Origin of the sequence: Pseudidiomarina atlantica (assembly GCF_000753735.1) — a bacterium.
Taxonomy (GTDB): domain Bacteria; phylum Pseudomonadota; class Gammaproteobacteria; order Enterobacterales; family Alteromonadaceae; genus Pseudidiomarina; species Pseudidiomarina atlantica.
In genome coordinates this window covers 50312-71198 of sequence record NZ_JPIN01000012.1, presented here as the reverse complement: position 1 = coordinate 71198, position 20887 = coordinate 50312, and the positions used below count along the sequence as shown (strand labels likewise).

General features: G+C 49.4%; 16 protein-coding genes. 9 read left to right on the top strand and 7 right to left on the bottom strand.

Features of this window, described 5'->3' with window-relative positions:
- Positions 1-20 precede the first annotated feature (20 nt).
- Complete coding sequence (locus IDAT_RS10635; protein WP_034733456.1) at positions 21-2189, top strand: prolyl oligopeptidase family serine peptidase; 2169 nt, start codon at positions 21-23, stop codon at positions 2187-2189.
- A 52-nt stretch (positions 2190-2241) separates the two neighbouring features.
- Here IDAT_RS10635 and IDAT_RS10630 read toward each other — a convergent pair whose 3' ends face one another.
- A complete protein-coding gene (locus IDAT_RS10630) occupies positions 2242-4329 on the bottom strand; it encodes a GGDEF domain-containing protein (RefSeq protein WP_156099521.1) in 2088 nt (695 codons plus the stop codon).
- A gap of 230 nt (positions 4330-4559) precedes the next feature.
- Between IDAT_RS10630 and IDAT_RS10625 the strand changes: the two genes are divergently transcribed.
- Positions 4560-6716, top strand: coding sequence for a S9 family peptidase (locus tag IDAT_RS10625; protein WP_034733453.1), 2157 nt, complete (start codon positions 4560-4562; stop codon positions 6714-6716).
- 86 nt (positions 6717-6802) lie between these two features.
- On the opposite strand, the gene IDAT_RS10620 is transcribed toward IDAT_RS10625, so the two are convergent.
- Positions 6803-7519, bottom strand: coding sequence for a YebC/PmpR family DNA-binding transcriptional regulator (locus IDAT_RS10620; RefSeq protein ID WP_034733451.1), 717 nt, complete (start codon positions 7517-7519; stop codon positions 6803-6805).
- A 139-nt stretch (positions 7520-7658) separates the two neighbouring features.
- On the opposite strand from IDAT_RS10620, the gene IDAT_RS10615 reads away from it, so the two are divergent.
- The 6 genes from IDAT_RS10615 to IDAT_RS10590 all read left to right on the top strand — a co-directional run bounded on the left by IDAT_RS10615 (position 7659) and on the right by IDAT_RS10590 (position 16535).
- Positions 7659-8534, top strand: coding sequence for an MBL fold metallo-hydrolase (locus tag IDAT_RS10615; protein WP_034733449.1), 876 nt, complete (start codon positions 7659-7661; stop codon positions 8532-8534).
- A 7-nt stretch (positions 8535-8541) separates the two neighbouring features.
- Positions 8542-9471: a YeiH family protein gene (locus IDAT_RS10610; protein ID WP_051986732.1), complete on the top strand. Its 930-nt coding sequence runs from the start codon at positions 8542-8544 to the stop codon at positions 9469-9471.
- Between the two features lie 9 nt (positions 9472-9480).
- On the top strand, positions 9481-10257 hold the full coding sequence (locus IDAT_RS10605) for an EAL domain-containing protein (protein ID WP_034733447.1): 777 nt from the start codon (positions 9481-9483) through the stop codon (positions 10255-10257).
- Positions 10258-10423: 166 nt separating this feature from the next.
- Positions 10424-12637, top strand: a complete 2214-nt coding sequence (locus IDAT_RS10600; protein WP_034733445.1) for a glycosyl transferase family protein — start codon at positions 10424-10426, stop codon at positions 12635-12637.
- On the top strand, positions 12625-15645 hold the full coding sequence (locus tag IDAT_RS10595; protein WP_034733444.1) for an NfrA family protein: 3021 nt from the start codon (positions 12625-12627) through the stop codon (positions 15643-15645). The genes IDAT_RS10600 and IDAT_RS10595 overlap by 13 nt, the downstream gene beginning before the upstream one ends.
- A gap of 23 nt (positions 15646-15668) precedes the next feature.
- Positions 15669-16535: a DUF4434 domain-containing protein gene (locus tag IDAT_RS10590; RefSeq protein WP_162178401.1), complete on the top strand. Its 867-nt coding sequence runs from the start codon at positions 15669-15671 to the stop codon at positions 16533-16535.
- On the opposite strand, the gene IDAT_RS10585 is transcribed toward IDAT_RS10590, so the two are convergent.
- Genes IDAT_RS10585 through IDAT_RS10570 form a run of 4 tightly spaced genes read right to left on the bottom strand, consistent with a single transcriptional unit; the run spans position 16532 to position 19605 of the window.
- Positions 16532-17149, bottom strand: coding sequence for a glutathione S-transferase family protein (locus IDAT_RS10585; RefSeq protein WP_034733439.1), 618 nt, complete (start codon positions 17147-17149; stop codon positions 16532-16534). The two genes, IDAT_RS10590 and IDAT_RS10585, sit on opposite strands and share 4 nt — an antisense overlap.
- A gap of 6 nt (positions 17150-17155) precedes the next feature.
- Positions 17156-18103, bottom strand: a complete 948-nt coding sequence (locus IDAT_RS10580; protein WP_034733438.1) for an META domain-containing protein — start codon at positions 18101-18103, stop codon at positions 17156-17158.
- Positions 18104-18124: 21 nt separating this feature from the next.
- On the bottom strand, positions 18125-18874 hold the full coding sequence (locus IDAT_RS10575) for a tetratricopeptide repeat protein (protein WP_156099520.1): 750 nt from the start codon (positions 18872-18874) through the stop codon (positions 18125-18127).
- Positions 18871-19605: a hypothetical protein gene (locus IDAT_RS10570; protein ID WP_034733434.1), complete on the bottom strand. Its 735-nt coding sequence runs from the start codon at positions 19603-19605 to the stop codon at positions 18871-18873. The genes IDAT_RS10575 and IDAT_RS10570 overlap by 4 nt, the downstream gene beginning before the upstream one ends.
- A gap of 151 nt (positions 19606-19756) precedes the next feature.
- On the opposite strand from IDAT_RS10570, the gene IDAT_RS10565 reads away from it, so the two are divergent.
- Positions 19757-20464, top strand: a complete 708-nt coding sequence (locus IDAT_RS10565; RefSeq protein WP_034733433.1) for a thioredoxin domain-containing protein — start codon at positions 19757-19759, stop codon at positions 20462-20464.
- Here the strand turns inward: IDAT_RS10565 and trxC are convergent.
- Complete coding sequence (gene trxC, locus IDAT_RS10560; RefSeq protein WP_034733432.1) at positions 20459-20887, bottom strand: thioredoxin TrxC; 429 nt, start codon at positions 20885-20887, stop codon at positions 20459-20461. The genes IDAT_RS10565 and trxC overlap by 6 nt on opposite strands.

The following is a 20887-nucleotide window of genomic DNA, read 5'->3' as shown; positions in this document are numbered from 1 at the left end:
AATAATAAGGGAGAGAATCCATGAAAAAATGGTTATCAGTGTTGAGCGTAGCCGTATTGGCGGCTTGTTCACCACAAGAACAAACATCGAGTGATGTTGAATTGAGCAAAGAAGCGACGATGACAGCGAATCAGTTAACCTATCCAACGACGTTCCGCGGTAATGTTACCGACAATTATTTTGGTACGGTCGTTGCCGACCCCTACCGCTGGCTTGAAGATGATCGCAGTGTTGATACTGAGGCCTGGGTACAAGCACAAAACGAGGTGACGTTTAAGTACCTTGAGCAAATCCCCTATCGTCAACAAATCGAAGAGCGTTTAAGTTCCATGTGGAACTATGAGAAAGTCGGCGCGCCTTTCAAAGAAGGCGATTACACCTACTTCTATAAGAATGACGGTCTACAGAACCAGTACGTGGTTTACCGTACGGATGCTGAGGGCAATACTGAAGTCTTCCTTGATCCAAATACTTTCAGCGAAGATGGTACTACTTCTTTGGCTAGTTTGAGTTTTTCAAAAGATGGCTCAATCGCTGCGTATGCAATCTCTGAGGGCGGTAGTGACTGGCGCAAGATCATCATTATCGATGTTGAAACCAAAGAGCAGCTTGAAGATCCAATCGTTGATGTGAAATTTAGCGGTATTTCGTGGTTTGGTAACGATGGCTTCTACTATTCAAGCTATGACAAACCAGAAGGCAGTGAGCTGTCAGCGAAAACTGACCAACACAAGCTTTACTATCACAAGCTGGGCACTGCGCAAGCGGATGATGCAGTCATCTTTGGTGGCAACGAAGCAGAAAAGCACCGTTATGTTGGCGGCTACGTCTCTGAAGACGATAACTACTTGTTTATCAGCGCCGCTAACTCAACGTCAGGAAACAAACTGTTCTTGAAAGATTTGAGTAGCCCAAACAGTGAACTTGTTGCTATTACTGACACCTTTGATGCTGATACTTCAGTGTTAGACAACAAGGGTTCGAAGTTGTATCTAGTGACTGACCTCGATGCGCCGAATAAGCGCGTAGTTACGGTTGATGCAAGTGCTCCCGAACCTGCTAACTGGCAGGATTTTATCGCCGAGACTGATAACGTACTAAGCGTTGGTACTGGCGCGGGTTACATTTTTGCTGAGTACATGGTCGACGCGATTGCCAAGGTCGAACAATACGACTACGACGGCAACAAAGTACGTGATGTTGAGTTGCCGGGCGTGGGTAGTGTGAGCGGTTTTGCTGGCAAAGACGATGCTGAAGAGTTGTATTACACCTTCACCAATTACAACACGCCAGGCACCATCTATAAGTACGCGCCGGCAACCGGTGAATCGGAAGTGTATGAGAAATCAAAAGCCGACTTCGATAGCGATGCTTATGAATCGAAGCAGGTCTTCTATACGTCGAAAGATGGCACCGAAGTACCGATGATCATCACCTACAAGAAAGGTCTTGAGCTTGACGGTACAAATCCGACCATGCTTTATGGTTATGGTGGCTTCAATATCAGCTTGACCCCTTCGTTTAGCATCACCAACGCGCTTTGGCTCGAAATGGGCGGTGTTTATGCGGTGGCAAACCTGCGCGGTGGCGGTGAGTATGGTAAAGCATGGCACTTAGCAGGTACGCAGCTTAACAAGCAAAACGTGTTTGATGACTTTATTGCGGCGGGCGAATATCTGATTGACCAAGGCTATACCTCAAGCAACCGTTTGGCGATTCGTGGCGGCTCAAATGGTGGCTTGTTGGTGGGCGCAGTGATGACACAACGCCCAGATTTAATGCAAGTTGCCTTACCAGCGGTAGGTGTACTTGATATGTTGCGTTACCACACCTTCACAGCTGGCGCAGGTTGGGCCTACGACTACGGCACTGCCGAAGACAGCAAAGAAATGTTCGAGTACTTATACGGTTATTCACCGGTGCATAACGTGGAGCAGGGCGTCAACTATCCAGCGACCATGATTACCACTGGTGATCACGATGACCGTGTGGTTCCTGCACATTCATTCAAGTTTGCAGCTGAACTGCAAGCGAAGGCAGGTGGCGCAAATCCGCAGTTGATTCGTATCGAGACCAATGCGGGTCATGGTGCAGGTACGCCGGTATCAAAAACCATCGAACAGTACGCTGATATCTATGGTTTTACATTGTGGAACATGGGTGTGAAAGAGTTGGAAGAGCTGCAATAACAACTGCAGTTAACGCAAAATAATGAAAGCCTCGGCGCACACCGAGGCTTTTTTATGCGCGCTGCGGACCGTGCAAGGTTACCGCTGACACATAGTTATCCTCTATGGCGCGGGCTAAGTCGGTATCGAGGACTTTATGCGCCTGCTCGTAGGGAACGTTCAAACTGACGATACCCCACGCCTGATTGCGGCCATGAACTTTGCCTGCATACAGCGCTTTATCTACGAGTTGTAACGTCGCTTCCCAATCCATTTGTTGCTGATTGAGGTCGGCAAACGGGTAACTGATGAAGCCAGCGGTACAGGTAATGTCGATTTGCTTACCGTTCTCGGTGGTGACGGGTTTACTGGCAATTTGCTGCAGTAACCGCAACACAAATCGTGGTAAAGCGTCGTGGCTGGTCTCCGTGAGATAAATCAGGAACTCTTCGCCACCCCAGCGAATCACTTTATCGTTGTCGCGACAGACGTCGATGAGGCGTTGGGCTACGGCTTTAATGACCTCATCGCCAGCGGCATGACCGTGATGATCGTTGATGCGTTTAAAGTGGTCGATATCAATCAACACCATGGCATCGGAACGCGCTTTAGGGTGCGCCTCTTGGCGCTGCAGTTCTTGCTGCATTGCGCGACGATTAAGGAGTCCGGTAAGTGGATCGCGAATCGACTGGTCGGCTAGTTTCGCGTTTGCGCTCTGCAAGGCCAAGTTGGAACGCCGCGCTGCACGATATAAATAAAACACCAGGGTCGACAGCAGCAGCGCAACAACGACGCCAAGAATCAGAATGAGTTGGCGCTGGCGCTCGTTTTCAAGCTGCTGGGCATTGAGGTCATTCTGGCGTTCGAGCAACTCTATCTGTTGTGCTTTATCTTGCGAGTCGTAAAGGTTCTGCAGCTCGGTCACGTTCTTCTGCAAGTTGGTATTAAAAATCTCTTCCCGTAACCCACGTTGTTCGAGCAACACCTGATTGGCCTGTTGGTGGCGACCCGCCATCGTTAACGCTTCGGCAAATTCGCCCAGTAAGGGTTCAAACTCACTGTCAAGCCACGTATCTCGAGCCTGCTCAACAACTTCTTGCATGGCGTTCAAGCCAACATCAAAGTTATCAAGGTGCACCTGGATAAAGCCTAAGTTAAAGCGGATCATTTGCTCGGTGATGACGTCGTTTTGCGCTTCGGCGACGGCTAATGCTTGCTGTAGAATTTCGGTACCCGACTCGAAGCGTTCGGTGCGTATCGCTAAGTCACCTAAATTGTTTAAAACTGTAGATTCTAATGCTACCCAAGTCGGATCATCTTTTATCTGGCTTTCGAGATCTTTATAGATTTCGAAGGCGCGGTCGTATTCCTCCATCATCGAATAGACATAAGCGCGTTGGAATTCGATTTCTGGTATAAACATGGCCTCAAGGCCAGCTTGTTGCACCGCTTGCGTCGCTTCATCTAAACGCTGCAAGGCTTGCTCGTAACGCCGTTGTTGCGTATCAATCGCGGCCACCCGCAGGCTTAAATGGGTGCGGCGAATAGGAGTGCGCTCATCATTGGTTTCATCGACGGCTTGCGCGGCGGCAATCAAATGTTCGAAGGCCCGTTCAGGTTTGTTTTTCGCAGTGTAAACACTGGCAATGAGGTTGTGTACAAAATAACGAACCCGCGGTAATTGCGCACTTTCTAAAGGTACGATTGCGGTATTGAGTAGGGTATAGGCTTCCGTTAATTTGTTCTCAAGGGTTTTGACCAAAATACGTGTGCCTGCGACTTCGGCAAGCGCATCTGGCAACGCACTTTTCAGCGCTAGCTGCTGTGCATCATCAAGTTGTTGGTAGGCAAGTTCTACTTCGCCTAAATAGGCATTTGAAAGTGCAATGTAAGACATCAAACGAACGCGCGACATAGCTGGCGCTCGTGCGTCTAGGGTTTGTTCAAGCGCCACCATTCGAGAGCGCATTTCTTCTTCTGACAAATTGCTATTCAGCATGTCGTCGAGTTGCTGCTCGATTTCACTGTCTAAAACAGGTGCTTGGCTTACACTCTGAGCCACTGCCTCCTCTTGCCATAAGGAAGCATGCGCTAAATGACTCGCGAAGGCTAAGTAGCCGAGTGTGGCGAGCATAATGGAGGTCGCTGTAAATGGGCGCACAGGAATCCTTCGCGTCTAAAAAATATGCAATAACTTACCTTCGTGGTCCGAGCAGTGCAACTAATTTCGATGAATGCTCAATATAATTGTCAGCATGTTTTATTGTTATAAAAAGATCAAAAATAAAGTTCACGCGCCGTGTCACCGATTCACAGCAGCTAAAGCGCTTGACCCGACTGACAAAATCATCAACAGTTTGATGGCTTACTAAATCTAACAGGGTAATGACCATGTATTTAACCAAGCCTATTTCGAAATATGCACTTACAGCACTTGCTGTATTTGCCTTAGCTGCGTGTCAGCCAGCACCAGAAACCACCGCTACAGACGCTGCTCAGAGTGACGCGCCGGTTGCTAAGCGCGAACCTTATACTGTAGTTTCACCGCATGGTGAACGCGTCGATTACTATTATTGGCTGCGTGATGATGAACGTAAAGATCCTGAGGTTCTGGCCTATCTTGAAGCCGAGAACGACTATTACGATGCCTATCGCGCGGATTATCAAGCGGTTACCGATGAAATCGAACAAGAAATCCTGGGTCGTGTGAAGCAAGACGATAGTAGTGTTCCTTATCGTCGCGGTGACTACATGTACCAAACAGTCTACGAGGCGGGTAAAGAGTATCCCATTTACACCCGAACGCCGGTTGATGGCGGCACAGCTGAAACCATTCTTGACGTGAATGAGTTGGCCGAAGGCAAATCCTTTATGCAGGTCTCGAATCTGCAAATCAGTCCAGACCAGACTAAAGTCGCTTTTGTGGTTGATGACATGGGCCGTCGTCAGTACGAACTGCAAGTCAAAGATCTGAGCACTGGCGAAATTACTGCGACCGGTATTACCGGAATCTCAGCGGCGATTGCTTGGGCGAAAGACAACGAAACCTTGTTTGTCATTGAAAACGACCCACAAACACTGTTATCCAAGCGCGTAATGAAGTATCAGCTGGGTTCGCCAGCAGAGAGTGTCGAAGTCGTCTACGAAGAACAAGACAACACCTTCTACATGTGGGTCGATAACACCACAGATGGCGAGTATGTGGTGATTAACTTGGATGCGACGGTATCTGACGAAATGCACGTACTCGATGCTGATACTCCAGATGGAGAGTTTCAAGTGTTAGCGCCGCGTGAGCGTGACTTCAAGTACTCTGCGGATCACATCGATGGCCGTTGGATTATTCTGACCGACTTGAATGCGCCGAACTTCCAAGTCATGCAAGTCGCGGCTGATAAGATTGGTGATAAAGCGAATTGGGAACCTTTAGTTGCCCATGATGAAGCCGTATTTATCCACAACATTGCTGTGTTCAAAGATTATTTAGCGCTTAATCAACGTCGTGAAGGCTTGCGCCAAATTCGTGTGGTGCCTTGGGCGGAGCCCGAAACCAGCTATGTCATAAGTGCCGATGAAGCAACGTACGTGATGACATTTGCCACTAATGTTGAACAAGATACCAGCGAGTTGCGTTACAACTATACGTCATTGGTAACGCCAACCGTCACCTACGCGTTTGATATGGCGAGCCAAGAACGTGAAGTACTCAAAGCGACCGAAGTACCGAACTACGATGCTGCACAATATGCAACTTCGCGTACTTGGGCAACGGCCGACGATGGTACGCAAATTCCAGTGTCGTTGCTGTATAAAAAGGACTTTAAACAAGATGGCACGGCGCCGTTGTATCAGTACGCTTATGGTTCTTACGGCTCTACCTCTGAGCCTTGGTTCCGCCAAAGCGTGTTTTCACTTGTCGACCGCGGCTTCGTGTATGCCATTGCCCACATTCGTGGTGGTCAAGAGATGGGGCGGCAGTGGTACGAAGACGGGAAAATGTTTAATAAGAAGAACACTTTCACTGACTACGTGGATGTGACTGACCACTTAGTTGCCGAACAATATGCTCATCCTGATAAGGTCTTCGGTATGGGTGGGAGTGCCGGTGGTTTGTTGATGGGTGCAGTGGCAAACTTAGCGCCTGAAAAGTATCGGGGCTTAGTTGCTCATGTTCCATTTGTCGATGTGGTCACCACCATGCTCGACGAGAGTATTCCGTTGACGACGAACGAGTTTGACGAATGGGGCAACCCGAAGAACAAAGAAAGTTATGAATACATGCTTTCTTATTCACCGTATGACCACGTTGAAGCAAAAGAGTATCCGGCAATGCTCGTGACTACGGGTTTGCATGATTCGCAGGTGCAGTATTTTGAACCCGCGAAGTGGGTCGCGAAACTGCGCTACACGCAAACCGGAGACAATCCGTTGATGTTCCGTACCAATATGGAAGCTGGGCATGGTGGTGCGTCAGGACGCTTTTCACGACTGAAAGAAGTCGCTGAAGAGTATGCGTTTATTCTGGATTTACTTGAAGAAGAAAACTAATTGCAGCCCGTACTTCTAGTACGGGACCACCATGCATCCGCGGTAATGCTAGTCGTTAGTATTACCGCGGGTTGCTCACCGAGCTCCTACCACTCCGCGTTGTGATAAACGTTTTGCACGTCGTCACAGTCGTTGAGCATATCGAGAAACTTTTCCATCATTGGTACGTCGTCGCCAGCAATGGTCGTCATGATCTGTGGTAAGTACTGGACTTCGTCTACCTCAAACTCGATACCTTCGAAGGCCTCTTGCAACGCCACTTTGGCTTTATGTGATTCGGTATGCGGCGCAAAAACTGTCAACTTACCGTCTTCAACTTCAATATCAGTCACATCGACGTCGGCCATCATGAGTGCTTCTAACACCGCGTCTTCGTCGTCGCCAGCGAAAGCGATAATGGCACAATGATCGAACATGTGCGCAACGCTACCAGGGGCCCCGATTTTCGACTTGGTTTTCGTGAAACAGTTACGCACTTCACCAAAGGTCCGGGCAGGATTGTCGGTCAAACACTCGACCATCACCATACAGTTGCCAGGACCAAAACCTTCGTACACCGCAGGTGCATAATCTTCACCTGCACCGCCTTTGGCTTTATCAATCGCTTTTTCAATAACATGGGCAGGAACTTGGTCTTTCTTTGCGCTGTCGATAAGACCACGTAACTGTAGATTCGCTTCGGGGTCAATACCACCCTGTTTCGCGACAACATAAATTTGACGACCGTATTTGCTGTACACTTTACTTTTTGCCGCCGCTGTTTTTGCGATCGACTCTTTGCGGTTTTGATACGCGCGACCCATAGTGAACTCTCATTTGTAAACAGAAAGGCGCAATTTTATACGCAGAAGGTGTTGTGATCCAGTTTAACTCTCGCGCCGAATAACGTAATTTAGAAGTCGCTAATTTAAAAATTTGCATCATTAAGTAGGAGAAATGGCAATGAATGCACCAAGCCAAGCTCAAATCACGCCGTTCTTGGACCCTGACAGCGAAACTTTCAGCTATGTTGTGGAAGATCCGAGCAGTAAAAAAGCGGTCATCATAGATCCGGTACTCGATTTTGATTACAAATCAGGCCGTACAGCGACACATGGTCCGCAACGTTTAGTCGACTTCGTTAAAGCGCATGACTTGCAAGTTGAGTGGATTCTAGAAACGCACGCACATGCCGATCATCTTTCGGCGGCACCCTTTATCAAGCAACATTTGGGCGGCAAGATTGCCATTGGTAACAGGATTTGCGAAGTACAGCAAATTTTCAAAGACGTATTCAATCTAGAGAAAGAGTTTCTGCCAGACGGTCAGCAATTCGATCATTTGTTTGCCGATGGTGAAACCTTTACCGTTGGCAGTCTGCATTTTCGTGCGCTGCATTCTCCGGGGCATACCCCAGCGGATATGGTTTATGTACTCGATGAGCAAAAAGTGTTCGTTGGCGACACTTTGTTTATGCCGGATGTTGGCACCGCGCGTTGTGACTTCCCAGGTGGCAGCGCGACGACTTTGTACCGTTCTATTCAGCGGTTGTTAGCGATGCCGGACAACACCGAATTGTATATGTGTCATGATTATCCGCCAGAGGGCCGTGATTATCAGCATAAGACCACCGTTGCCGAGCAAAAGGCGCACAGCAAACATGTGCGTGATGGCGTGAGCGAGCAAGAGTTTGTGAAAATGCGTGAAGAACGCGATGCCACACTAGAAATGCCGCGACTGATCTTACCTTCGATTCAAGTGAATATTCGAGCTGGTGAAATGCCGCCCGCAGATGACAAAGGTAAAGTATACTTGAAGCTACCTATCAACCAGCTTTAAGGGTTCTATGCTTGCTAAATTATACGTCAGTGCGATTGCTGTCGTTGCTGGAGTTGGGTTGCTTAGCTCGCCCTATGCGCTGCTTCTTGGTTTTATTGGCGCAGGGTTTGGCTTGTCGCCCACGCACTTCAATCCGGCACAATGGGCAAAACATCTACTCGGCGTAGCTATTGTGCTATTGGGTTTTGGTGTACACCTACCGAGTGCTATGCAAGTTACTGGCGATGCGCTGGGATTAATGGTGATGTCTATGCTCGCCACCCTTGCGTTGGCATTGCTATTGGCGAAAGCAATGCGAATGGAACTGACGACCGCCCATTTAATCGGTTCCGGTACGGCAATTTGTGGTGGCAGTGCGATAGCCGCGGTTGGCCCCGCCATCCGCGCCCGCAGTGACCAAATGGCACTCGCTCTGGCGGTCGTGTTTATTCTTAACTCGGTGGCGCTCCTCGTCTTTCCACTGATCGGTAGATTGCTTGAACTGGACCAGCTAACTTTTGGTTTGTGGGCGGCGATCGCCATTCACGATACTTCATCTGTGGTCGGTGCCGCCGAAGCTTTTGGTGACGAGGCTTTACAAATCGCCACCACGACTAAACTAGCGCGGGCGTTGTGGATTATTCCGCTGGTGCTGCTTTCCGCGTGGTGGTATCAGCGTTCTGCGCAGAAGCAAAAACGTATCAGCGTAAGCGTGCCTTGGTTTATTGTCGGATTTGTTGCAACAGCCGTATTTGCCAGTTACTTTAATGATACAAGTTCAATTTTTGGCAGCTTATTTGAGCTCGGCAAACGCTTATTGGTGTTTTGTTTGTTTTTAATTGGGCTAAGCTTAACCTTAAAAAGAGTTCGTGCCGCAGGACTCAAGCCGATGATATTGGCTATCATTCTGTGGTTATTTATCGCAACGAGTAGTTTGTTGTGGTTGCTCAACTTCTAAAGATAATAAATGACAATACCAGCATCAATTCGTCAGCAAACCTGCCGTGACTGCCTTGCCGGCAAAGATCTTGGCTTTGAGATCAGCATGGCATTTCAACCTATCGTCGATTGGCGGGCACAACGTATTTGCGCATTCGAAGCACTTGTCCGCGGCCCCAATGGCGAGGGCGCCGGTTGGGTATTCGACCAAGTGACCCACGATAACCGCTACTATTTTGACCAAGCCTGTCGCGTTAAAGCCATCGAGTGGGCCTCGAAGTTAGGTTGTAGCAACTATCTTCACATCAATTTCTTACCGAATGCCGTCTACAATCCTGAAACCTGTATTAAAGCCACTATTGAAGCTGCTGATTTATACCATTTTGATTTACGCAAACTGGTTTTTGAAGTCACCGAAGGCGAGGAAATTATCAGTAAGTCACACTTGCAGCGGATATTCTCAAGTTACGCGGCGCGCGGCTTTCAAACGGCTATCGATGACTATGGCTCGGGCTATGCAAGTCACGAATGGTTGGTTGAATTGCGACCCCATATTCTCAAGCTCGACCGTAGTTTGATCATTGATATCGACCGAGATAAAGAGCAGCAAGCCGGAGTCAAACAGGTGGTTGCCCAATGTGAATTGCAAGGCACTCGAATTCTCGCTGAAGGTATTGAGACAGTGGCAGAATTGCAAACCCTCCTGGGCTTGGGAGTCAATTTCGTGCAAGGTTACCTATTTGCTTATCCAGGCTTTCAAGAACTTCCCGATGTCGATTTTGCGCAATTAGAGAAAATGTTATAGAACATTTTTCGTAATATGCGGTTCAACAGATAGCCAATTGTTAAATATCATCTAAACTTAGTCAAAACATCATTGCATTTGATAGGGATAGTCAGTTCGACTATCCCTATTCTTTATTTGCAGTTTTGCAACAATATTTTCAACTTTGAGATGACATAGGCTGTGTATGACTTGGTTTGACGTCTTCGTCTTGTACCTCTATGGATTGAAATGGTTAGCGATCTTCGTCATGGTCGTACTGTTTCTGTTCGGTCTCGACGACTTGTTTATCGATTTCTATTACTGGGTCCGGTGGATATATCGCAAACTGACGGTGTATCGGAAATATGATTACGCTGATCCTGATAAACTTTTAAACGAACCGGAAAAGCCACTCGCTATCATGGTGCCAGCATGGCAGGAAGTGGGGGTGGTCGATAAGATGGCGGCAAACGCTGCTGCCTCTTTGGATTATGAGAATTATCAGATTTTCATTGGTACCTATCCAAATGACCCCGAAACCCAAGCAGAAGTCGACCATGTGGTTGAGCATTATCCTAATGTGCATAAAGTCATTTGTGCCGAGCCAGGACCCACCAGTAAAGCTGACTGTTTAAATAACATCATTGCTTCTATTGTCGAATTTGAGAAGAAAACCAAAATCGAATTCGCCGGCTATATTTTGCACGATGCCGAAGACGTTATTTCAAGTATGGAATTGCGCTTGTTCAACTTTTTAGTTGGCCGCAAAGACATGATCCAGTTGCCGGTCTATCCGTTTCCCCAGCATTGGTACAATTTTACTGCTGCCCATTATTTAGATGAATTCGCGGAACTGCACGGCAAAGATATCGTAGTGCGGGAATCTCTCGCTGGCCAAGTGCCAAGTGCAGGGGTTGGCACCTGCTTTAGTCGCCGCGCGATTTTGAAACTCCTTAAAGAAGGCGATGGTTTGCCGTTTGATGTGCGCTCGTTGACTGAAGACTATGACATCGGTTTTCGCTTGAAGAGTTGGGGTATGGAAGAAATTTTTGTGCGCTATCCGGTGAAAATGGAGCAGGCACAATTGCGCGAACGCAGTGCTGGGGTGAGTAAACGCGATGGTAATGTGGTATGCGTGCGAGAGTACTTTCCAACCAGTTACAAAGCTTCAGTGCGACAAAAGACCCGTTGGATTATCGGCATTATCTTTCAAGGTTCTCGTAAACTGAAATGGACTAAAGATTGGAAGATTAATTATTTTCTGTGGCGCGATCGGCGCGGTGCTTTCGCCAACGTTATAAGCTTCATCGCGATGGCGTTGTTTATTCAGTTATTCATTATTTGGGTTGTTGAAAAAGTTTCGCCGAGCACCTACCGAGTATTATCGGTGTTCGATGATGAGCCGCTGATCGTATTTTTACTCATGGCCAACTTGTTCTTTTTGGTCAATCGCTTAGTTCATCGTTTTTATTTCGTTAAGCAATATTACGGTTGGTTCCAGGGCTTTATGTCGATTGTGCGCATTTTCTGGGGCACCTTGATTAACTTCGTAGCGAGCTTGCGTGCTTTGAAGCAGGTGATTCAACATGGTGACCCACGCAAAGTCGCTTGGGATAAAACCTCACATGTATTTCCAGTGGTGGCGCCGCCGCGTAAACAGCCATTAGGTGGCATTCTGATCACCAATGGCAAGCTCACCGAAGCAGAGCTTGAGCGGGCATTATTGGAGCGTCCCGCGGGAATTCGCTTAGGCGTGTACCTAGTCACTGCTGGTTTTGTGACGCTAGATGAACTCAGTGAAGCAATTGCCGAGCAAGAATACAGTTCGTTCCAAGCCTGCGATCCGTTCACATTGGATCCGGCATTGATTGAGACCTTGCCCGCGGAAATAGCCTTCAAATACTCGATTATTCCGTTAGCTGAAGACGGCAAAACACTGATTGTTGGCCGTGAATACGCTTTGAGTCCGGTTGCTGAAGCCGCGATTAGTCGTCGATTAAAGCGTCCAGTGCGGGGCTGTGTGACCACCCAAGGTGCAGTCACACTCGGTCTGCGTTATTGGTACATGGACGATAAAGACGCTGACCCGAGGCCATACCTACAACAGGCACAAGAGAGTGGAACTTTGCAAGAAAGTGACATCCGACTAATGCGCGATGCCTACTTTATTCGCCAGTTACCCTTTGGCACTGCGCTAGTGCAATCACACGTAATTGATCCAGCGGTGATGGCACAGGTCATGATGGCATATGACCGTCGTAACGAAGTGCGGCTGGGCGATTACTTGGTCAGCGAAGGTATTATTTCTGATGCACAGCGCGATGAAGCTTCGGCTTATCAAAAGCGTCACCAGATCGAAATGAAAGAATTATTAGCAGAGGCGGTTGCAGGGCAACCGGGTATCACATGCGTATTTTAGGGTTTATCGCTGCGGCGACAGCACTTGCACCGCAAGCTATCGGCGATTCCATATTCAATGGTTTATCCGACTACGAGGAATTTCGGACCTATCCCTATGTCGATAAAGCCTATCGCTTGCAGCAAGAGGAACAATATCAAGCGGCGGTAAAGGAACTTGATATCGCGATTAAAATTGCACCAGAGCACGTCGCTTTTTATGAGTATGCATTTGAACTCGCGCTTGCGGGTGAAGATTTAGCGCGAGCACAGATCTACTTGCAAGGGATCCCCCTTGAGCGCAAGGCGAATCTGCATCAGCGTATGTTACGCAAAGCGATTGCGCGCGAAGTGCCAGCAGCAACATCGATGCTTACCCTATTGCAAGGAGTGCCGGCCGCGCAGCAGCAAGAATTGATCGAACAGAGCCTCTATCAATTAGAACAAAGCCAGTCCAAGCAAGCAGCATGGCAATGGCTGGCGGCGCTACCGGTAGAGTTGTACACACCGGAATTACATTTAACTGCCGCGCGAGTGGCAGCTGATGTTGGTGAATTCAAAGCGGCGGCAGAGCAGTTTGCCGCCTATGCTAGCCATGCTGAACTGAGCTCAGAGCAAATTGCTGAGTTCGGCTATGTGCTAGTAGAGGCTAACGATGAAGCAGGCGCTTTTCGCTTAGCGCAGCGTTATCCAGAAGCCGCGGGCGGCGTCATTCGCGAGCTCGCCTACCAAGCATTAGGTCGCGATGATAACGCGGCTGCGAGTAAATATTTTGCTTGGCTGCAACAGCATGAACACTTGTCGTCTGCAGACGCGAAGCAATATTACTTCGTGTTGGAAGCGGAAGGTGAGCTGGAGGCAGCCATGGCGCTCGCTGATGAAGCGCAAACCAGCTGTCTAGAGCAAGTCCAGCTGTTGTTGCGAATGGATAATCGCGCTGCTGCCGAACAGCGCTTTGTGAATTGTTCGGTGCGCGAAAATGCGGCGGTTTGGCTGACTTTAGCAGAGCGTCTGAAGCAGTTCGAGCTGGTGCAACGCACGGAGTTTTCCAACCCGGAGCTGCAAGCACAACGTGTGCGCTTGTTAATGAACCACAATCATCAGCAACAGGCGTGGCAGCGCCAAGTAGAATTGCTTAGCGGACGAGCGGACAACGAGGCGGAGCTAACTTACTTGGCGATGGCCTACGATCGGCTCGGCGATGGTGCGAAGTCTGAACCAGTTTGGCGCGAAATTTGGCAGCGCTATCGTGATCCAGCTGCGTTAGAAAAAGCAACTTACTTGATGTGGCAACGTGGTGAATCTTCACAGACCTTAGCCTTGCTGCACGAGGGCTTTGGTGAAGTCAACTTGGCCAGTGCGCCGGGCAAAGTTTTACTCTCGCGCTACATTAATATTTTGTACGGTGCGCCAGACGCGATTAGCGCTGAGCGCATTCAATTGCTAGCGGAGAATAACGCAGATCCAGTGGATGTTGCTGAGCTTTGGCGCTTACATGGGGACTGTGATGCAGCGCTTGCCGCACTGGAAAATGTCAGCCAACAACGTGGTATCCGTACTCGCGCGGAGTGTTTGATTGATCGTGACCCAGAAGCCGCCTATGCAGCCTTGCAAATGGCTATTGGTGAACAGCCTTCGGCAGGAGACTTACGTAGCTTAGCGGCACTAGCACAACGAGTTGGTGATGACCAAGCGGCAGTAGGTTATCTGCAACAAATTCCAGCGAGCGAACGTGTGGGTTCCGACGACATCGCCATTGCGCGCATGATGTACGATTTAGGCGATCTTGCGCAAGCCGAGACTGCGTGGCAGGCGGCAAGACAAGAGCAAGAACTCGATTGGTGGCTGTTGGGTGTCGATATTGCGCAAGCGCAACAGGACGACGACAAAACCCTGTTGTTACTTGAACGTGCGGACCAACGTTTTGATTCGCCATTGTTGGTCGAAGAGCGCGCCTACATTTACCGTAAACGCGGTCAGCTAGAGCAGCTTGAAGCATTGTATCGCGAAGCCGTCGCGACTTATCCCGACAACAAGCAATTTCAAGCTGAATTAGCCTTCACCATTTATGAGCGTGATCCGGTAGAGTCGGCACCTTATTTTGAGACGGCGTTGCGCGGTAATGAAGCGAATGCGCAAGTGAAGCACTTACATCAAGCTGCGTTTGCTTTTGACTATGCGAATGACGCTGAAAAAACCCAGCATTACGTGCGTGCCGCTATCGACAAGATGCTCGATGATCCTGATGCTGACGAGCTACAGTTGCTCGAAGCTCAGCGTCTGCATCGCGATGTTTCAAGTCAATGGTCATTTAACCTTAGCGGTTGGGCAGGTGATAGCAGTCGTGCCGCGGTGGGCCAGGGGGTCGATGCGCAAGGCGACTACTTTATGCAGTTGCAAGCGGCTTATGCGTTTACCGAAGAGCAAAGCGGTATTGGTGGGCTAGGGGCGCAAATAAGCCTATTGCAAGGCGGTGAAGACGATTTCTTTGAGACCCAAGAAATCGATTTAGGCGTTACTTGGCGGCCCACACTTAAAATGAACACCGTGTTTGCTGCTGGTGTGCGGCAGCAACTCGATGGTGATGAAGAGCTGAAGCCGTACCTGCGCGCGTCGATTGATTTGCTCAGTCCATGGAGCCAAGGCAAATGGTGGAAGCCGCAGCAAGAACGTTTTTGGTACAACACTTTCTATCTAGATGGCATTTATTACCCAGAAGACGATCAGCATGCGTTTTTTGGACGTATCGAGTCGGGTCCAGTGATCGCGCTCACGCAGACACATCTGCAGACCTTACGCGGCTATGGTTTCTTGCAGGCAGATACCTCAAAAGACCTTGCGGCTCTCGGTGATGCGAGCGATACGCGCGCTGGCTTAGGTGTGGGCTGGATGTCGGAATGGTGGGCATCGGACTATAACGGGTACAACTTACAGATGGAGCTTGGTCTCGAATGGCAACATGTAGTCAACAGCGATTACGCCGAAGATGGCGACAACGCGGTCCTCATTCGCTTCGAGCTCTATTTCTAGGTCTGATAGTTAGTGTATTGCCTGTGTTAGTACAACCAGTGGCGGCAGACGAGTCACCGCCACTGGGCGTAATGTATCAGCCACTGAACCGTGATGCCGAGCTTGGTAGTTATGGTTGGCAATACTTGTTTCAGCAGGTGGCGGACACAGATATCGAATTCGGTGTGGTGCAATGGGTACAGTATGGCGAAAGCGATTTTAGTACGCCAGCACCTTGGTTGCTTGATGCGGTAACTGCGTGGCAACGACACATGCCATTATGGTTAGGCATGCATAGTGAACCTGACTATTTTACCGAAATGGCGAAGGGTACCGCAGCGCAGGCACAGTTTTTTGCCCGTTATCTGCGGCGCATGAACGGCCCTGTGGCACGTTGGCAGGGCTGGATAGCGCAGCATCGCGCGCAATTTTTAGGTTGGTATCTCCCCCTGGAGCTTAGTGACGCCTATTTCTCGGAACCGGAACAGCGCAAGCAACTACATGAGTTCTTACGCAAAGTTCGGCGCAGTATGGGGGATGCTCCACTCGCTATTAGCTTATTCATGAGTGCGCAAATGTCGCCGCGGAGCTTTGCGGATTGGGTAGAACAGCTGCAAGCTTTGGATTATCAAGTGTGGTTGCAAGATGGCGCCGGTACGCAAGCGCTCTCAGCCAGCGAACGCAGAGCCTACTTTGACCGGATCAACTGCAAAATAAGCTTTATCAATGAAGCTTTTGTACAAACTTCAACTGAGCCGTTCAAAGCGAGGGCAGCGACGCCGGAGGAGCTAGCTGCGACAATGGCGCAACAACAGCCTTGTCACCAACGTATCTTGTTTTCGTTACGCTATTTGCCGCAAACGGCTGGGCTACTTTATCTGACCGATGTCACCCAGCCGGCCGCCCCTTAAACTTGTGCTGATTCACGCGCCTGCATGCGCTGGTACCAGGCGTGCAAATTGGGCAATGAATCGTCAACCCGAAGCTTAATGACACGTGCAAAAGCGGCAACTGCGAAGGCCGTGAGGTCAGCAGCGGTAAGCTTGTCGCAGCAAATGAACTGTTTGTCGGCAAGGTGTTGATCGAGAAAACGCATGAATTTTTGCGTATCTGCGACGCAGAGCTCGCCCCATTCTTTAACTGGTGTCATGCGGTCTTTAAAGAACCCGCTGGTATGCTGGAAGCCCATACCACATGGCACAAAGAAGTAGTAATCCAACCATCGTGACCATTGCTCAATTACAGCTTCTTCAACCGCGTTGTCACCTAGCAGTTTAGGCGTAGCGGGATAAGCACTTTCAAAATAGCGACAAATTGCCATGGTTTCGGCGATACAAGTACCATCATCAAGTTCCAGCACTGGCACTTTCTTCATTGGATTCTTGGCGGCAAATTCAGGAGTAAGATTTTCGCCTTTTTGTAAGTCAATTTCGACACATTCAACTTGGTCGAGCAGTCCTTTTTCGGCTAAAAACATGCGGACCCGACGTGGGTTGGGAGCGGTTTTGGTTTCATATAATTTCATTCGTTGTTACTCACCATTCGATGGAAGTTCTAGGGCCTGACGGGTGAAAGCAATAAATTCACCGTTCGGGAGACGCAGTTGCATGGTTGCATCTGCAAATACGCGAAAGCCGTTAACTTGGGTTAATTGTTGCAGAAATTCTTGTTCAATCGACATGACCTCACGAGCGCACATGCGCTTGGTCACCGCCATAGGGGCAAAGGACAAGCCTTCACCGGTGACTGTGTAGCCGCCGGTGAAGTAATTACAGCCGGCATAGCCACTGACTCTAGACTCTGGATGGAAAGTGATACTCACAGGCTGTTCAGTAGCTGTTTGCTGCAAGTGCCAGCTGGCGCCGCTAAGTGTGCGTTGCGGATCTCCGGCACAGCCCGCGAACACCGAGTCGCCTTCGGTCAACGCAACACGGTAGGGATAGCTTTGACCACTCATTGAGTCGTAACAGATCTCTTGTGCGACATCTAATGTCGCGCCGTTGGAGAATTCAAGGTGATGCTCGAAGCCTTGTGCGACATTATCTGTCGTACGGACGGTAACTTCCTCTGAGTTATCGGGTTTACGCAGAGTTGCTCGGTCGCCGTCGATAGTGATCAGCCAAAAAGGTTCGTTACCACGTGCATTCAGGTCCTGCGGTAGGGTTCCTTTTTCAATACACAGGGGTAGGGTGAACAGATCGCTGCTGAATTGCGCCTCGTTACCTTTGTTCCAAAATTCCCCACCCAAATCTTGGTTGACGTAACGCGCACCCGAAGCCGCAGGTGTTGCCGTAAAGTTATAGCTGCGGTCAGCAAACTGTACGACAAGTTCTTCACCGTTGAGTTCGGTGGTTAATGCCAGCGCACCACATTCATATTCGGTCACTGCCGCGCTTTCTGCATCCTCGGTTACCGGCCCGCAGGCGCTTAGCGTCAAAGCTCCTAGGACCATCGGCAAACGCCACGCAATAGACTCCATTTATGCTTCCTTCACCACTTCTCAAGGTGAATTAACGATAGCGGTAGATCGCACCTCCTGCAACAACTGTTGTAGCTCCGGATCGTTTGATGTGGCTGCGAGACCGAAATGCTTATTAGCCTCATGCAGTTGATGATTCATTACGAATAATTGAGCTAAGCGGAGGTGCGCCCACTCAATAGGGGCTAAATCATCGCGTGTCGTGTTCATCGTTGCAACGCGCGCAATGTAACCTTCCAAAGCGACTATTCCGTGTTTGATGTCCCGTTGCGTTAGCACCGTTAAGCGGCCTTTTTGATAGAGGAATGCTGGGTCATTTTGAATGTGTTCGGGTTGCGCATCGATAAACTGAGTAAGTTCAACGGCGCTATCGTTTTGCCGTAAGTGCAATAATTCCATTCGTGCGCCAAATAATGGATCCAGAATAGCCAGCTGGCGGATCTGTTCTCGTGCGCCTGCTTGGCTCCCGCCGACAATGCTTGGTGCGTTGACATAAAAGTTGATGAGTCCGACGCGGTAGTCTAAGTTATCCGGATCAAGATCAACGGCGGCTTCTAAGCACTTCAGTGAGCGTTTTGCGTAACCGTAAGCGGAAAATACATTCGCTTGACTTGCGAGTTTGCCAAAGTGACGGCCGCAAGCGAATTGTAGTGCAGCATCATCAGGTGACGCGCGCAATTGCTCAAGTAGCTGCTCGCTCTCATCCGACGCGCGTGCGGAACCAGCGAACAAGCAGAGTAGGCACACCAACGTAGAGATTACGATCTTCACAGCTGCACCAACTTAGCGTTTTTCGCATACTTGCGCGTCAGCAGTGCAATTGAGATACCACCGATAACGCCTGGCAACACCCAGAAGGTGAGTTGCCAATAGCCGTCAAGTTGAATGAGATGGCGAGCGCCAAAGGTCAGAAAAGCCGTGTAAGCCGCAATACCAGAGCCGATGTAGCCGCCTAGGTGCTCGGCGAGCCATAGTTTATTCGAAACTTCTTTTTTACGGATGAGTCGATAGGTTGAAATGGATGAAAATAAGCCTAAGCCACCGAATATTTGTAGCAATGGATGGCCGTACTGAATACCAGCTACAAGACAAATGAGGCCCAAGATAAACATTCCAGCTAACAGGGTAAGATAGCGCGGGGTGCGATAGGCTGAGCGGTTTTGCTTTGCTTGCAGCGAGACTTGCCCGTGATAGACCGAGAATAAGGTGAGCCAACCCAAGAACACTAGCAGCGTGGCGAACACGCGGACGCTGGTGATTTGCGCCGAACTGCTGTCGAGTGCGGCGAGTTCGGGCTTTATCCAGGTTGGTACGGTAAACATCAGTAGCGACATCAGTATCCCGCAGTAGGCGACGAGATACATCGACCGGCGGTAGTAGCGACCAAAGCTGCGGTGGTTGAAGCCGCCTTTGCGTGTTGCTAGTGGCACCCAAAAAAGCACCATCGCGATCAATCCCGCGGTGATGTGGATGTAGAATAATGCGTAGTAAAAAGTCGCCATAACGGTTCTCCAAAGCCCCAATTACCAGAATTAGATGAAGCATACAAAGCAATAGCGCACGCGGTTAGTGCCAAAAGTCATCGTTGAAAACGTGACTTTTGGCCTATTGTGGGTTGAAATGGCAGTTATCTATTACAGCTAGGGAATCATTATGCGTTTATTCAGTGTGTTACTGTTAAGTTTGCTGGTCGCTGCGTGCCAACCAGCGACTGAAGAATCGAACCAACCAAATACTAAAGCATCACCAGCAGAAAAAATCATGCAGCCAGAAGCTACTGTTGCTGAACGTTTTGTTGAAGGTAAAGATTACCGGGTGTTGGAGCAGGTAATAGCTCCAGCAGCGTTTGAGCCGCAAGCTGGTGAAGCCGGCTATGTGATAGAGTTTCTCTGGCCTGGTTGCCCGCATTGCCAAGAATTCAATCCAACCATAGTGGCGTTTGCGCTTGAGCATCCCGAGGTGACCGTTATCAAGCGTGCTGCACCGGCCAATGAGCGTTGGGCAATGGATGCCCGAGTGTTTTTTGCGTTGCGTGAGATCTCCGAAACCAATCTCGATGACGAGCTATTGGCGTTTTATCAAGGTGTGCGCGTAAACCATGAGCGCTTACCAACGCAACCAGATTTGAACCGCTTTATGGCAGAACACGGGATCGCTGAAGACGCTTTTGCTGCGGCGTATGAAGATCCTGCGCTGACCGATAAGTTGCGGGTTGTTTTAGAAGACATGCGTGGCGCAAATATCAGCAGTGTACCGACCGTTGTGGTCAACGGTCGCTACGTGGTCGAAGCTCCGGCTCCACATAGCCAAGCTGAATCACAGCGCTATTTCGCCTTGATCAATCACCTGTTGACCTTATAAGTGCTGCTGTAGCCATTGTTCGAATTGCTGGGGTGGCAAAGCTCCGGCGATTCGAGCGACTTCTTGCCCGTGTTTCATCACCATTAACGTCGGAATACTGCGAACATTGAAATGTTGTGCCAAGTGCGGCTCTGTTTCAGTGCTGACTTTCACAAAACGTGCTTGTTCTGCAAATTTCGCTGCAGTTTGACTGAATATCGGCGCAAATTGTTGGCAAGGGCCACACCAGCTCGCCCAAAAATCGACCACGACAGGTAAATCGCTATCGCGATGATGGCGAAACTGATCCGCACTTACGGTGATCGCTTGGCCATTAAAGAGCTTTGCTCCACACGCACCGCACTTAGCTTCAGCGCGTGGCTTATTGGCAGGAAGGCGGTTCTTCTGATGACACTGCGGGCAGGCAACAATCGTTGAACTCAT